This window comes from Vibrio sp. S/42/10, from assembly GCF_029890535.1.
GTDB lineage: Bacteria > Pseudomonadota > Gammaproteobacteria > Enterobacterales > Vibrionaceae > Vibrio > Vibrio cyclitrophicus.
Genome location: NZ_JAKMZC010000004.1, coordinates 246,073 through 261,680, shown reverse-complemented (window position 1 = coordinate 261,680; position 15,608 = coordinate 246,073). Strand labels below are relative to the sequence as shown.

At 43.3% G+C, this 15,608-nt stretch carries 11 protein-coding genes and 1 pseudogene; 10 read left to right on the top strand and 2 right to left on the bottom strand.

All coding sequences use genetic code 11. The features are described from left to right. Window positions 1-236 precede the first annotated feature (236 nt). The 4 genes from pflB (at window position 237) to L8S15_RS06945 (ending at window position 5,353) form a co-directional block, all read left to right on the top strand. Window positions 237-2,513: a formate C-acetyltransferase gene (gene pflB / locus L8S15_RS06960; RefSeq protein ID WP_010437357.1), complete on the top strand. Its 2,277-nt coding sequence runs from the start codon at window positions 237-239 to the stop codon at window positions 2,511-2,513. Between the two features lie 208 nt (window positions 2,514-2,721). After that, window positions 2,722-3,723: a lipid A-modifier LpxR family protein gene (locus tag L8S15_RS06955; RefSeq protein ID WP_010437355.1), complete on the top strand. Its 1,002-nt coding sequence runs from the start codon at window positions 2,722-2,724 to the stop codon at window positions 3,721-3,723. A 164-nt stretch (window positions 3,724-3,887) separates the two neighbouring features. Continuing rightward, the gene (gene pflA / locus L8S15_RS06950) at window positions 3,888-4,628 is read left to right on the top strand and encodes a pyruvate formate lyase 1-activating protein (RefSeq protein WP_010437353.1); all 741 of its coding nucleotides are present in this window, start codon (window positions 3,888-3,890) and stop codon (window positions 4,626-4,628) included. 224 nt (window positions 4,629-4,852) lie between these two features. Continuing rightward, a complete protein-coding gene (locus tag L8S15_RS06945; RefSeq protein ID WP_010437350.1) occupies window positions 4,853-5,353 on the top strand; it encodes a YfbU family protein in 501 nt (166 codons plus the stop codon). A 109-nt stretch (window positions 5,354-5,462) separates the two neighbouring features. Here L8S15_RS06945 and L8S15_RS21840 read toward each other — a convergent pair. Next, a pseudogene (locus L8S15_RS21840) lies at window positions 5,463-5,636 on the bottom strand (MipA/OmpV family protein); the annotation flags it as partial. Window positions 5,637-6,148: 512 nt separating this feature from the next. Between L8S15_RS21840 and L8S15_RS06935 the strand changes: the two are divergent. From L8S15_RS06935 to L8S15_RS06925, 3 genes are all read left to right on the top strand, one after another. Continuing rightward, window positions 6,149-8,083 carry a PrkA family serine protein kinase gene (locus L8S15_RS06935; RefSeq protein ID WP_010437346.1) on the top strand — a complete coding sequence of 645 codons (1,935 nt, stop codon included), beginning with the start codon at window positions 6,149-6,151 and terminating at the stop codon, window positions 8,081-8,083. 126 nt (window positions 8,084-8,209) lie between these two features. Next, window positions 8,210-9,481: a YeaH/YhbH family protein gene (locus L8S15_RS06930; RefSeq protein WP_016783828.1), complete on the top strand. Its 1,272-nt coding sequence runs from the start codon at window positions 8,210-8,212 to the stop codon at window positions 9,479-9,481. Between the two features lie 11 nt (window positions 9,482-9,492). Next, complete coding sequence (locus L8S15_RS06925) at window positions 9,493-11,055, top strand: SpoVR family protein (protein ID WP_010437342.1); 1,563 nt, start codon at window positions 9,493-9,495, stop codon at window positions 11,053-11,055. Between the two features lie 187 nt (window positions 11,056-11,242). Here the strand turns inward: L8S15_RS06925 and sohB are convergent, their stop codons facing one another. Continuing rightward, the gene (gene sohB, locus L8S15_RS06920; protein WP_032544845.1) at window positions 11,243-12,310 is read right to left on the bottom strand and encodes a protease SohB; all 1,068 of its coding nucleotides are present in this window, start codon (window positions 12,308-12,310) and stop codon (window positions 11,243-11,245) included. A 137-nt stretch (window positions 12,311-12,447) separates the two neighbouring features. Here sohB and L8S15_RS06915 point away from each other — a divergent pair, with 137 nt between their 5' ends. The 3 genes from L8S15_RS06915 (at window position 12,448) to L8S15_RS06905 (ending at window position 15,523) form a co-directional block, all read left to right on the top strand. Beyond that, complete coding sequence (locus tag L8S15_RS06915) at window positions 12,448-13,188, top strand: YciK family oxidoreductase (RefSeq protein WP_010437335.1); 741 nt, start codon at window positions 12,448-12,450, stop codon at window positions 13,186-13,188. Window positions 13,189-13,342: 154 nt separating this feature from the next. Further along, entirely contained in the window at window positions 13,343-14,050 is a 708-nt protein-coding gene (imuA, locus tag L8S15_RS06910; RefSeq protein ID WP_010437334.1) for a translesion DNA synthesis-associated protein ImuA, read from the top strand. Between the two features lie 3 nt (window positions 14,051-14,053). Continuing rightward, window positions 14,054-15,523 carry a DNA polymerase Y family protein gene (locus tag L8S15_RS06905; protein ID WP_016783826.1) on the top strand — a complete coding sequence of 490 codons (1,470 nt, stop codon included), beginning with the start codon at window positions 14,054-14,056 and terminating at the stop codon, window positions 15,521-15,523. Window positions 15,524-15,608: the final 85 nt, after the last annotated feature.

Genomic DNA, 15,608 nt, shown 5'->3' with positions numbered 1-15,608 from the left:
TTTTCAACTTTTTTTGGTATTTATTGATTTAGTTTAAGGTTTGCAGGAATTTTTTAGCGTAGTCTTAAATGCATAGAGTAAAGACAACATATAAAAGGTAGTGACAATATATATAACCATATGATGCTTATATGCTCATATATATTGTTATTAATAAGAGTGTACTACCCTTACGAGGGGCGCTGGCTCAACAGTGTTAATGTACGTATTTTTTCTACTAAAAAGGTAGGTATGTCATGGCAGAGCAATTTGCTAAAGCTTGGGAAGATTTTGCTGCAGGTGAGTGGCAAAGCGAAGTAAACGTTCGTGATTTCATTCAAAAGAACTACACGCCGTATGAAGGCGACGAGTCTTTCCTAGTTTCTGAGGGTACTGAAGCGACTAACAAGCTTTGGTCTTCGGTAATGGAAGGTATCAAACAGGAAAACGCAACTAAAGCACCTGTAGATTTCGATACTTCTGTTATCTCTACCATTACTGCTCACGATGCAGGTTACATTGAGAAAGATCTTGAGACTATCGTTGGTCTACAAACAGAGAAGCCACTAAAACGTGCAATCATCCCTAACGGTGGTGTACGTATGGTTGAAGGTTCTTGTAAAGCATACGGTGAAACTCTTGACCCAATGGTTTCAAAAATCTACTCAGAATACCGCAAAACACACAATGCTGGCGTTTTCGATATCTACACTCCTGATATCCTAAAATGTCGTAAGTCTGGTGTTCTGACTGGTCTTCCTGATGCTTACGGCCGTGGTCGTATCATTGGTGACTACCGTCGTGTTGCACTTTACGGTATTGATTTCCTAATGAAAGACAAAGCTGCTCAATTCGCTTCTCTACAAGAGCGTTTCGAGAACGGCGAAGATCTTACTGCAACAATGCAATTGCGTGAAGAGATCTCTGAGCAACATCGTGCGCTAGGTCAAATCAAGCAAATGGCTGAGAAGTACGGTTTCGATATCTCTGAGCCAGCTCAAACTGCTCAAGAAGCTATCCAGTGGACTTACTTCGGCTACCTAGCTGCTGTTAAATCTCAAAACGGTGCTGCAATGTCTCTAGGTCGTACTTCGACTTTCCTAGACATCTACATCGAGCGCGATATCGCTGCTGGTAAGATTACAGAAGACCAAGCTCAAGAAATGATCGACCACTTCGTAATGAAGCTACGTATGGTTCGTTTCCTACGTACTCCTGAGTACGATGAGCTATTCTCTGGCGACCCAATCTGGGCAACAGAGTCTATGGGTGGTATGGGTATCGACGGTCGTACGCTAGTAACGCGTTCGAACTTCCGTTTCCTAAACTCTCTATACACAATGGGTCCTTCTCCAGAGCCAAACATCACTGTTCTTTGGTCTGAGCAACTACCTGACGGCTTCAAACGTTTCTGTGCGAAGGTATCTATCGATACTTCTTCTATCCAGTACGAAAATGATGACCTAATGCGTCCTGACCTTGATTCTGATGATTACGCTATCGCTTGTTGTGTATCTCCAATGATCGTTGGTAAGCAAATGCAGTTCTTCGGTGCTCGTGCTAACCTTGCGAAAACAATGCTTTACGCAATCAACGGCGGTATGGACGAAAAACTTAAGATGCAAGTTGGTCCTAAAGAAGCTCCAATGACTGACGCTGTTCTTGATTACGATAAAGTAATGGACCGTCTAGATCACTTCATGGACTGGTTAGCGAAGCAATACGTGACTGCACTAAACAGCATCCACTACATGCACGATAAGTACAGCTACGAAGCGTCTCTAATGGCTCTTCATGACCGTGACGTTCGTCGTACTATGGCTTGTGGTATTGCTGGTCTATCTGTTGCAGCTGACTCACTGTCTGCAATCAAATTCGCGACTGTTAAACCAATCCGCGACGAAGATGGCATTGCAACTGACTTCGAAATCGAAGGTGATTACCCTAAATACGGTAACAACGACTCTCGTGTAGATGACATTGCTTGTGAACTAGTTTCTACGTTCATGAACAAGATCCGTAAGCTTAAGACTTACCGTAACTCTATCCCTACACAGTCAGTTCTTACTATCACATCTAACGTGGTATACGGTAAGAAAACAGGTAACACTCCAGACGGTCGTCGTGCTGGTGCTCCTTTCGCTCCTGGTGCTAACCCAATGCACGGTCGTGATGAGAAAGGCGCTGTAGCTTCACTAACGTCTGTAGGTAAACTACCGTTTGCTGACGCACAAGATGGTATCTCTTACACGTTCTCTATCGTGCCAAACGCACTAGGTAAAGAACAAGACAGCCAACGTGCTAACCTTGCAGGCCTAATGGATGGTTACTTCCACCACGAAGCTGGCATTGAAGGTGGTCAACACCTTAACGTTAACGTTCTTAACCGCGAAACTCTTGAAGACGCAGTTAAGCACCCTGAGAAGTACCCTCAGCTAACGATTCGTGTTTCTGGTTACGCTGTACGCTTCAACTCTCTGACTTCAGAGCAGCAAGCTGACGTAATCGCACGTACATTTACTGAGTCTCTATAAGCTTAAACGCTTAAACTGACCATTCAGTAATATTAATTAGCCTCGCCAATGTGCGGGGCTTTTTTATATCTGACATAAATCGTACTGATTTAACCAACCTCTCAAAGTGTTAGATTGAGCAAAAAAGCCCCCTTCCATTCACTTTTTTTCCACAAATTCATGCAAACTACGATACTATCTCGGTTCATAATTTTAGAGTAACTGCTACATGAAATACCTTCGTTGTTTACCACTGATCCTTCTCTCTTTTTCATCATTGGCATCTGAACGTTCTACGTTAACTTTTGCGTTAGACAACGATGGCATCTTTGGCGTCGACCAAGACTATACCAACGGTTTATTTCTGGCTTACACATCATCAAGTATTACTCCTTACAATTGGGCCAAACCACTAAGTCTTTCCTATTGGGGCGCAAGTTCTTTAGATAAGTGGGAAATCACCATTGGCCACAAAATGTATACGCCTTCGGATATTGAACTAGAAACACCTTCAGCCAATGATCGTCCATATGCAGGTTACCTGCATACCGAGTTCAATTACATCAGCCTGCATCCACAGCAAGCCCAACGCTTTAACATCACCTTTGGTACAACGGGTGAGCGTGCACTTTCCGAAGACGCTCAAAAACTGGTTCACTCGATCACGAAATCGGACGAGCCTATGGGCTGGGAATATCAAATAGATGACGAGTACGCTGGCAGCGTCGGTTACTTAAGCCATTTCAATCTTATGCGTAACCAATCTATTGCGAACACAGACTTTGAAATATCAAACATCTCAGAAATCAATGTAGGTAACTTTAGAAGTGATATCCAAACAGGCTTTATGTTCCGTTGGGGTACCGATTTAGGCGGCAACTTTGGCGCGGCCAATATCACTACTGAAAACCCATTCCGACCGGGTATGATTGGTGCATCAAACAATGGTTGGTTTACTTACGCAGGCCTTGAGGGTCGTTACCGATTCAATGACCTGACTATCGAAGGTGATCGTTCAGGTGTTGACGAGTACGCTAATAAAAATAACCAAGACCCAGCTATTTACGATGTTACTTTAGAGAACATTCAAGCAACGGCTGTATTGGGTGTTGCTTGGTATAATCAATACGTTGGTGCATCTTTCGCACTAACAGCAAAAACACCAGATTACAAAGAAGCAAAAGAGTCAGTGTACACCACTGGTGGTATCACCATGTTTGCTTTTTTCTAGCCACTAGTAAGGGCTTTCATCCTTTACTTTCCAAGTTTATTAAAGGCAATCACCTTGACCGGTGATTGCCTTTATTTTTAAGGGCCTCGTTACCATTTGACCCTATTTTATGTACCGTTTTTGTAATAAAATAAACGGTATAAATTCCTCTACGAGAATAGCTCATGTCTACAACTGGTCGCATTCACTCATTCGAATCTTGTGGTACTGTCGATGGCCCTGGTATCCGCTTTATTGTGTTTCTTCAAGGCTGCTTAATGCGTTGTATGTACTGCCATAACCGCGATACATGGGATCTTCATGATGGAAAAGAAGTAACAGTTGAAGAGATCATCAACGAAGCAAAATCATACCGTCACTTTATGAAAGCTTCCGGTGGTGGTATCACATGTTCTGGCGGTGAAGCCATGCTACAACCAGAGTTTGTTCGTGATTTTTTCCGTGCAGCTCAAGCTGAAGGCATTCATACTTGTCTCGACACTAACGGCTACATTCGTAAGCACACAGAAGTGGTTGACGAAGTTCTAGAAGCTTCTGATCTCGTAATGTTAGATCTAAAGCACATGCGAGATGAGATTCACCACGATTTCATTGGTGTATCCAATAGACGTACACTGGATTTTGCACGCTACCTACACAAGATTGGCAAGAAAACTTGGATTCGTTATGTGATTGTTCCGGGCTACACCGACACACCAGAAGATGCTCATCTTCTAGGTGAATTCATTAAAGACATGGATAACATCGAGAAAGTCGAGCTTCTTCCGTACCACAAGCTTGGTGCTCATAAATGGGAAGCGCTTGGCTTTGACTACCCTCTTGAAGGTACAAATCCGCCAAGTAAAGAGAAAATGGACGAGATTGTTGCAGTACTTAGCCAGTATCATTCAAACGTAAAATACTAATACTGCAGACGATGCTCAACCTCTATTTTAAACGCCTCAATTTCGATTGGGGCGTTTTCTTTTCTAGCGCTAACTATCCTTTCACTTTTCTTTACAACTTTTGTTTATCAATTAAAAAAATCATATTAAATCCGTGTTGAGATCATGTTTCCACGCGTAGGAATGCTGTTACTCTTACTGCAACAAAAGAATATAACATTTAGTTTTTTAGTGAGGCTCATCCCATGGAAATGACCAATGCTCAGCGTCTAATTCTATCAAATCAATACTACCTAATGTCTCAAATGAACCCTGAGAACTCGGCGAAATACCAGCGTCTACAAACGATTGTAGAACGTGGTTACGAGCTCCAAATGCGTGAACTTAACAAAGAATTCGGTTGTTTGACTGAAGCTGAATGTCGTGAAATTATCGACATCATGGAAATGTACCATGCTATGCAAGAGTCGAACAAAATGCTTGCAGAGCAAGAGCGTGCTGAAGTTGACCAGCGTCGTCTTCAGTTCCTAGGTTTTGATATAGCATCTGAAGCTCAAATCGTGCATTACGTGCGTTTCCTTGTAGATTCTGAAGGTCTTTACCCTCAATTCGACAAAGCTGATCACCATTTCAACAGCCAAATGCCAATGTTAGAGAAATACCGCCGCATGTTAACAACATGGCGCAACTGTCCTCGTCAGTACCACCTATGTTCGACAGAACTATCTCAGATCTTTAGCGCTTAATACGTTAATAGATCAGCGATAACTTTTAAAAAGTTTCAAGAAAAGGGTTAATCATCATGAGTAACCCTTTTTTAATGTCAGCATTTAGAAAGAAAAACCAAAGCAACGAGAAGACGTAAGCAACACCGACGTTCACGGCCATGTTGATACCACTTTCAAGTATTGGGCTATGCTCTATATCTCCTTCAAGATTGATATTACGAACGCCACCAGTGATTCGGATATTTGGCGTCAAATGTAAGTAACCACCTAAACCAATAAAGTACTGACTATCGCCGTCTGCACATAGGGATCACAACTCGGTTTGACAGTGTATTTTATAGACCGTTGATGAATAAGAAGCTGTAACGCCAAACGACCACTATGAGACTCTCGCGTATACATTTGTCGTTACTAATATTGCGGCGTCGATGACGACCGTTTCTAATCCATTATTCTTCGCTACATCTACCTATTTATTGAACAATTTTTGATAACGCCAAGCCTTATATGGTTTTCAATCCCATAGAATTAATAGAGCTCAGTTATACGTCGAATAGGTATAAATACAGTATGGGAATTGGAAAGCTTCTTAAAATCACAAAACAAACGCTTAGCCACCTCGAATACAAAATAATTTCATTCTACTCACCTCAAGTTGCCCATTGCTTTCACAACACATTCCACACGCAAAATTGTAAATAAATACATAATTGTTAAGCAAAATTGTGGAAGCGGGTCTAACCTTAAATTGTAGGGAGAGCCTATTTTTCAATCGCTCGTCAGTTTTGACTGGTTAACAAGGGGAATGTGACTATGAGTATTTTTGACCACTATCAATCACGTTATGAAGCAGCCAAGGAAGAAGAGCTGACACTGCAAGAATTCTTGGGGCTGTGTAAAGACGATAAGAGTGCTTATGCTAATGCTGCTGAGCGCTTACTACTGGCCATTGGTGAACCAGAGGTCATTGACACCGCTCAAGACCCTCACCTCAGCCGTATTTTCTCGAACCGAGTCATCTCACGCTACAGCGAATTTAAAGATTTCTACGGCATGGAAGATGCGATTGAACAGATTGTTTCTTACCTAAAACATGCTGCGCAAGGTCTAGAGGAACGTAAACAAATCCTTTACCTCCTTGGCCCTGTGGGCGGTGGTAAATCTTCTCTTGCTGAAAAGCTTAAAGCACTGATGCAAAAACTGCCAATCTATGTATTGTCTGCTGACGGTGAACGAAGCCCAGTTAACGATCATCCTTTCTGCCTGTTCGATGTAAACGAAGATGGCGACTTATTGAAGAACGAATACGGCATTGAGAAACGCTACCTTCGCTCAATTATGTCTCCGTGGGCAGCAAAACGCCTGCACGATTTTGGCGGTGATATTTCCAAATTCAAAGTCATCAAGTTACGTCCTTCTATTCTCGATCAAGTTGCGATCGCGAAAACTGAGCCAGGTGATGAAAACAACCAAGATATTTCTTCTTTGGTTGGTAAAGTGGATATTCGTAAACTTGAGCACTTCTCTCAAGATGATCCTGATGCCTACAGTTACTCGGGGGCGCTATGTAAAGCAAATCAAGGTGTTATGGAATTCGTAGAGATGTTCAAGGCGCCAATCAAGGTACTGCACCCTCTACTAACGGCAACACAAGAAGGCAACTTCAACGGTACCGAAGGGCTTTCTGCACTGCCATTTGACGGTATGATTTTAGCTCACTCGAACGAATCTGAGTGGCAGACCTTCCGTAACAACAAAAACAACGAAGCCTTCCTCGACCGTGTGTACATTGTAAAAGTCCCTTACTGTCTGCGCGTCTCTGAAGAAGTTAAGATCTACAAGAAACTGCTTGAACACAGTGAGCTATCCAAAGCCCCTTGTTCGCCAAGCACACTCGATCTGCTATCGCAATTCAGCATCCTGTCCAGACTGAAAGAGCCGGAAAACTCTTCTCTGTTCTCAAAAATGCGTGTTTACGATGGTGAAACTCTAAAAGACACCGATCCAAAAGCGAAAAGCTACCAAGAATATCGAGACTATGCTGGTGTTGACGAAGGCATGTCTGGGCTATCAACACGTTTCGCCTTTAAGATCCTCTCTCGTGTGTTTAACTTCGACCAAGCCGAAGTCGCTGCTAACCCAGTTCATCTGTTCTACGTAATTGAACAGCAAATCGAACGTGAGCAATTCCCTCAAGAAACCGCAGAGAAGTACCTTGAGTTCTTGAAAGGATACCTAGTACCTCGTTACGTCGAGTTCATCGGCAAAGAGATTCAAACCGCATATCTAGAGTCTTACTCTGAGTATGGTCAAAACATCTTCGACCGCTATGTGACTTATGCTGATTTCTGGATTCAAGATCAAGAGTACCGCGATCCAGAAACAGGCCAGCTATTTGATCGAGCTTCACTGAATGGTGAACTGGAGAAAATCGAAAAAACAGCCGGTATCAGCAACCCGAAAGACTTCCGAAACGAGATAGTGAACTTTGTGCTTCGTGCCAAAGCCAACAACAACGGTCAAAACCCAGTCTGGACCAGTTACGAGAAGCTTCGCACTGTGATTGAGAAGAAAATGTTCTCCAACACAGAAGAGCTGCTTCCTGTTATTTCGTTCAATGCTAAAACCTCAACGGATGACCAGAAAAAACATGACGACTTCGTTGCTCGTATGATGGAAAAAGGCTACACCGAAAAACAAGTCAGACTGCTATCCGAGTGGTACCTAAGAGTTCGCAAATCCTCATAATGAAACGGTTTTGAGCTGTTCAGGTGAGCAGCTCGTACTAATCAATAACTTTATACGTTAATAAACCAATAACTCTTATACCCGAATAAAAAGTAGGATCGCGACATCAGCTGAGAGGGAGTTCTTATGGCACAATTTATCGATCGGAGGCTCAATGGCAAAAATAAGAGTGCTGTAAACAGACAGCGCTTCTTAAGACGCCATAAAGAGCAAATCAAAGAATCTGTGGCCGATGCAGTCAACCGACGCTCAATCACCAATACTGAAACGGGTGAGGATGTTACGATTCCTCATAAAGACATAAAAGAACCTAGTTTTCATCAAGGCCAAGGAGGTCGAAGAGAACGCGTTCATCCAGGTAACGATCAGTTCATTACCGGCGATAAAATCGAGCGCCCTAAAGGTGGTGGACAAGGTGGTGGCTCTGGCGAAGGTGACGCCAGCCCTGATGGCGAAGGTCAAGACGAGTTTACCTTCCAAATTTCCAAAGATGAGTATCTTGATATTCTCTTTGAAGACTTGGCACTCCCTAACCTTGAAAAAAATCAGGTCAATAAAATCACTGAATGGAAAACCCATCGCTCTGGGTATCAGAGTGCAGGGATTCCGTCCAACATTGCGATTGTACGTTCTCTACAGCAATCTCTCGCGCGTAGAACTGCCATGACAGCAGGGAAAAGACGCGAGCTGAATCTACTGATGGAACAACTTGACCAAGTTAAGATGACAGAACCCGCTCAACCATTTGAAGAGAGTCGATTAAAAGAAGAGATTGCCGAGTTACGTAAGAAAATCGAAAGCGTACCCTTCATTGACACCTTTGACTTACGTTATAAAAACTACGAGAAGCGCCCTATCCCATCTAGCCAAGCCGTGATGTTCTGTTTAATGGATGTATCTGGCTCAATGGACCAAGCGACTAAAGATATCGCTAAGCGTTTTTATGTTCTACTTTACCTATTCCTCAACCGAACCTACGAAAACGTCGATGTCGTGTTTATTCGTCACCATACTCAGGCAAAAGAAGTCGACGAACATGAGTTCTTCTACTCACAAGAAACCGGTGGCACCATCGTTTCTAGTGCACTGAAATTAATGAAAGAAATTGTCGCCGACCGTTACCCAGCTAATGAGTGGAATATCTATGCGGCACAAGCATCTGATGGTGATAACTGGGCTGATGACTCACCTCGCTGTAAAGAGCTGTTGGTCAACACGCTTCTGCCAACTTGTCAGTATTACTCTTATATCGAAATTACACGCCGCTCTCACCAAACGCTTTGGCATGAATACGAAAAACTAGAAAGTAGCTTTGATAACTTCGCAATGAAAAACATCAAGACCGTAGAAGATATCTTTCCAGTATTTAGAGAGCTGTTCCAGAAAGAGACAGCATAAGGGGGCTTGCCATGACAGCGAAATCAAACATTGCAGATAGAGACAAGGCTACGCAGAAGAAAAACGACAAGATGCTGCCTGACGGCCCTGACTGGACCTTTAACCTGTTAGAACAATACCACGTTGAAATTAAGCGTGTGGCCCAGCATTACCGTTTAGATACTTACCAGAACCAGATTGAAGTCATTACCTCTGAACAGATGATGGATGCCTACTCAAGTATTGGTATGCCTATCAACTATAACCATTGGTCATTTGGTAAGAAGTTCATTCAAACCGAACAAAACTATAAACATGGCCAAATGGGGTTAGCGTACGAGATCGTGATCAACTCGGATCCATGTATCGCTTACTTGATGGAAGAGAACACCGTCACTATGCAGGCGCTCGTTATGGCTCACGCTTGTTACGGCCACAACTCATTCTTTAAAGGTAACTATCTGTTCCAAACTTGGACAGACGCAAGTTCGATTATTGATTATCTATTGTTCGCTAAAAAATACATCGCGGATTGTGAGGAAAAATACGGTGTTTCAGAAGTAGAACAACTTCTCGACTCTTGTCATGCGCTGATGAATTACGGCGTAGACAGGTACAAACGCCCAGAAAAGATCTCGATTGCTGAAGAGACGGCGAGACAAGAAGAGCGTGAAGCTTATCTGCAATCTCAAGTGAATGAGCTATGGAGAACCGTTCCTCAAAATAAAAGTAAGGAAGAAACAACAAAAGTTCGTTTCCCGAGTGAGCCTCAAGAAAACATCCTCTACTTTATTGAAAAGAACGCGCCACTGCTTGAACCTTGGCAACGTGAATGTGTTCGTATCGTTCGTAAGGTAAGCCAGTATTTCTATCCTCAAAAACAAACACAGGTAATGAATGAGGGTTGGGCTACCTTCTGGCATTACACCATTCTGAACCACCTTTACGACGAAGGTTTGGTGAGTGATAAGTTCATCTTAGAGTTCCTACACAGTCACACCAGTGTGGTTGCTCAACCCGCCTACAACAGCCCTTATTTCAGTGGGATAAACCCTTATGCACTTGGCTTTGCGATGTTTAGAGACATCCGACGTATCTGTGAAGAGCCAACCGATGAAGATAAGGAGTGGTTCCCTGAATTAGCCGGCAGTGATTGGTTAGAGGCGGTTCACTTTGCGATGCACAACTTCAAAGATGAAAGCTTCATCAGCCAATACCTTTCTCCAAAGATCATTCGTGACTTTAAGCTATTCTCAGTACTCGACGACGACCGTAAAAATACCATCGAAGTTAGTGCAATTCACGATGATCCTGGCTATCGCTTGATTAGAGAAAAACTGGCTGCACAATACAACCTAAGTAACCTTGAACCGAATATTCAGGTGTTTAATGTGGATGTTCGTGGTGACCGTTCAATGACATTGCAATATGTCCCTCATGACCGTATCCCGCTTGATAAAGGCTACGATGAAGTGATGAAGCATCTCTATCGCTTATGGGGCTTTGATGTCATTTTGGAAGAGCTCAAAGACACAGGCCATAGAGAAATCCTCACGACGTGTCCAAAACGTAACGATTATGGATCCAAGATTTAATACCAATCAAAGTAAGTGATTGGTATAAGACTCCGCTCCCCCTACAACATAGTGGTCAACCCGCTCGGAAGTGGAGCAATAAAAAGCGCATAAGTCTGATGACTTATGCGCTTTCTTTTTAAGGCTCAAACGTCTTCAATAGACGCAAGGCACTAAACCTAGATACTAGAGCTAAAGCTAAATAAGCTTAAACAATCGGCTTTTGGCCACGTTCAATCAACTTCATCAGCACACTGTCTGCAGATTTACCTGCAACGCCTGCTAGCTTATCTGATAATTTTTTCTTTTGTACGTAGTGAATCGCTAGAACCGTCTTGTCTTTACATGCTGCTACGACTAAATCATCAGAAGTCCTGATCTCATCCACTAGCCCAAGTTCATGCGCTTGTGTGCCAAACCAGTGCTCACCCGTTGCTACTTTTTCAAGATCGAGTGCTGGGCGGTGATCACGGATGAAGTCTTTGAATAAGCCATGCGTCTCTTCGAGCTCTTCTTTAAACTTCTCGCGTGCTTTATCGCTGTTCTCACCAAACATAGTAAGCGTGCGTTTGTACTCACCCGCCGTTAGCTGTTCGAACTCAATGTCATGCTTTTTAAGCAATTTATTGAAGTTTGGCAGTTGAGCAATAACACCAATAGAGCCAACAATAGCAAACGGTGCAGATACAATTTTGTCCGCAATACATGCCATCATGTAACCACCACTCGCGGCTACTTTGTCTACCGAGATAGTTAGAGGCAAACCTGCTGCTTTGATGCGATCAAGTTGAGAAGACGCCAAACCATAGCCGTGAACCATGCCACCGCCAGACTCAAGCTTAAGCAATACTTCATCACCTTCACGAGCCACAGCCAACACCGCCGTTACCTCTTCACGTAACGAAGCAACTTCTTTCGCATCAATGCTGCCGTTAAAATCGAGAACGAATAGGTGTGGTTCACGCTTGCTATCAAGCTCACCCTCTTTCGCTGCTTTTTTCACTTCTTTGCCACGTGATTTTACTTTTTCTTTTTCCGCTTTCTTTTCTGCTTTATCACGGGCTTTGATGAAAGCATCATCATGTAGATGGTGCTCAAGTTGCTCAATCGTCTGTTTGTGATGTTCAGATAGGTTCGTGATTTCCAGCTCACCTTTAATCGCGCTTGATTTTCCACCCACCGATTTAGCAATCACTAAAATTGCAATGATGGCGATTACAACTGTCGCAATCTTGGCTAAAAACAAGCCGTAGTCCAACAAAAATTCCAATGTCATATCCCCTATTGTATGAATTAGTGTATTGTAACCATCTTGTCACGATTACCAAGAATTTCTCATCATTCCTGCGGTTATCTGTGTGATTTAACATCAATGGAATGACGAACATAATAAAAGAAAGAAGGATAAGCACAGTGGATTACCCAATCTCTACAGATGCCCTCAAAGATAAAGTAATTTTGGTTACAGGTGCCGGTGCTGGCATTGGTCGCCAAGCCGCACTAAGTTTCGCTCAACATGGCGCAACTGTCATTCTGTTAGGCCGCAATGTCAAAAACCTTGAATTGATTTACGACGAAATCGAAAGTTCTGGTTACCCGCAACCTGCGATTATCCCACTGGATTTAAAAGGCGCGACGAAACAGAACTACATCGACATGGCTGAAACCATTGAATCTCAGTTCGGTCGCTTAGATGGTCTACTGCATAACGCAGGTGTGCTTGGCACGTTAAGTCCGTTTAATCAAATCGATGAAGAAACGTTTGATGGCGTCATGCAAATCAACGTTAAAGCTGAATTTCTAATGACTCAAGCATTACTGCCAGTTATTAAAAAAGCGGAAGCCGGTCGTATTGTCTTTACCTCTTCAACGGTTGGTCACTCTGGCCGTGCGTTTTGGGGCACTTACGCAATTTCAAAGTTTGCAACAGAAGGCATGATGCAAATCCTAGCGGACGAGCTTGAAGACACTAACATCCGTGTAAACGCAATTAACCCAGGAGGAACTCAAACACGCATGCGTGCAAAAGCGTACCCAGGTGAAGATGCGAACAAGTTAAAAACGCCACTCGACATCATCCCGCTTTATCTACACTTAATGAACCCAAGTGTGACAGACATTAATGGCCAATGTATCGATGCTCAACCTAAGTAGCTGATATTATGAGCAATAACAAGAAGTCGCTTTAATAGCGGCTTTTTTTATATCCAAATCAATCATCTAACGCTTACTTCCGCTAATTTTCGTCATTTTGCTTTGCATCTTTTTCATTGTTAAATATACTGTATGTATATACAGGTATTTAATTATGCATGAACTAATAAAAAACTTACAAGACCGCCAGTTAATCTGGAAAGGATTACAATCAACAACGCTAGGAAGTACCACTTCGACAGGCTATCCTCAATTGGATAAGCAACTTGATGGCGGCTTCCCAACGCACGGCGTTATTGAAGTTGAGTCACAACAAGGGATCGGTGAACTTCGTCTACTCACTCCTTATTTAGCTCAACAAAACTCACAGAAACTGGCCATATTCATTAACCCGCCAGGAAAAATAGGTGCCGAGTTTTTTAGCAGCCAAAGGATTCAACTAGAAAATATTCTCGTTATCGAGCCTCAACGCGACCTCGATGCATTATGGGCCGCTGAACAGTGCCTCAAGAGTGGTGCCTGTCATTCTGTATTGTTATGGGGAACCAATCTCGAAATCCACCAAACCAAGCGCCTGCAAGCAGCAAGCGAAACGGGTAAGTGTCTGCAATTTCATTTTAAAGCCACCAGCCATAATCAGTTATCCCTACCCGTTTCTTTAAGCATGAAGCTGTCTTCTCACGCTCAAGGGTTAAAGGTTGAGATCACCAAAAGAAAAGGCAGTTGGTCGTATGGCAGCTTTATTCTAGACATGACACATAACTGGCCGTTACTCACAGAGCAAGTCGTTTATGAAGACAACTTAGACCGTGCTTTGTCAGGTAACACTGTGCTTGCTTTTCCTATTGCAAAGCAAGGCTAGCGTATGTTGTGGCTTTATCTGCACTTTCCATCTCTGCAGTTGGATACCTTGTTTAACTCTAATGAATTGGGTTCAAGCAAAGACTCACGCGAACAACCTATTATCATCGTGGATGAAAAAGATCACCATGTGCTGCAAGCTAACCCAGCCGCGCTGGAATCAGGCATAACACTAGGTATGGGGCTAGGATCTGCAGCGGCGCTTTGCCATAACTTACACGTTCACCCTTACATCATTGAGCTAGAGAAAAATAAGCTGAAAGAGATTGCTCAATGGGCCTATCTGGTTACATCCGACATGGCCTTACTGCCACCTAATGGATTATTGATTAAGGCCTCTAACATGCTGTCGCTTTACGATGGGCTAGATAACTACTGGCATGAACTCAAAAGCCATTTAGAAACGCTCAATATCCAGTTCAGCTTTGCCACGGGTTATTCGCCGCTTTCTGCAATCCTTTTAGGCAAGCAATCCATCAACCAAGCGACGAACAATGTTGAGCAAATGAAAGCTTGGGTAAGTCAGCAGGCGCTGAGTTCAAGCGAGCTTCCTGCTAAACAAGTTGAGCGCCTGAATCGTGTTGGTATCAATGTCGTAGAAGACCTATTAAAGCTGCCTTTGCAAGATGTCGCGCGCCGCTTTGATATCGACTTGGTGAACTATGTGGGTCGTCTTAATGGGCAGTTCAAGCACCCTATTGATTTTTATCATCCACCAGAGAGTTTCCAACAATATTTGGAGCTGCTGTTTGATATTGAAAACATCCTATTCATCGAAAAGCCTTTGCTGAAATTGTTGAATCAGCTCGAATGCTTTTTGAGGTTACGTGACCGAGTGGCTTTCGAGTTAACGCTGACTTTGCACCTAAGAAATAAAGACGACCACCCTGTCTCTTTTTATTCAGCACAAGGTGATTACCTTGCGACAAAGTGGGCAAATCTCACGCATCTCACCTTAGAATCACTAAAGCTCACAGCACCGGTTCAGGGGCTGACCCTATCCTTGGTTCGTCATGGAGAACCGCAAATGGCCTACCATGATCTTTTTGATGGTAACACAGGAACACTTGCCACGTTAGATTTGCTCTCACTACTGCAAGCAAAGCTTGGGCAAGCCTGCATTCAAACACCGAAAATACAATACGACCCAAGGCCAGAAAAGGCCAATCAGTATTCACTCCCAACACTGAGTAAACCTGTGTCAAAGAGACAAACTCCCTCAGGGAGCGAGCAACAAACCATAGCTCTCAGCGTCAACCAACAACGACTCAGGCCCAGTATTTTACTGCCAGAGCCCGAAGCACTAACCGAAAGCGTCACCTTATCTCAAGGCCCTGAGCGCATTGTGTCTGGCTGGTGGGACGGAGAGAAGATCATTCGTGACTACTTTATTGCTCACAGTGAAAACGGTCGATGGCTCTGGATATTTAGAACACCAGATAAACAGTGGTTTTTGCACGGCTTATTTAGCTAGTTTGTAAGACAGAAAGTAAGAAACTTCGCTATCTCGTCCGTTCTGCTTATTGAACTTCAACATCCTTTTTCAATCATATTCACTC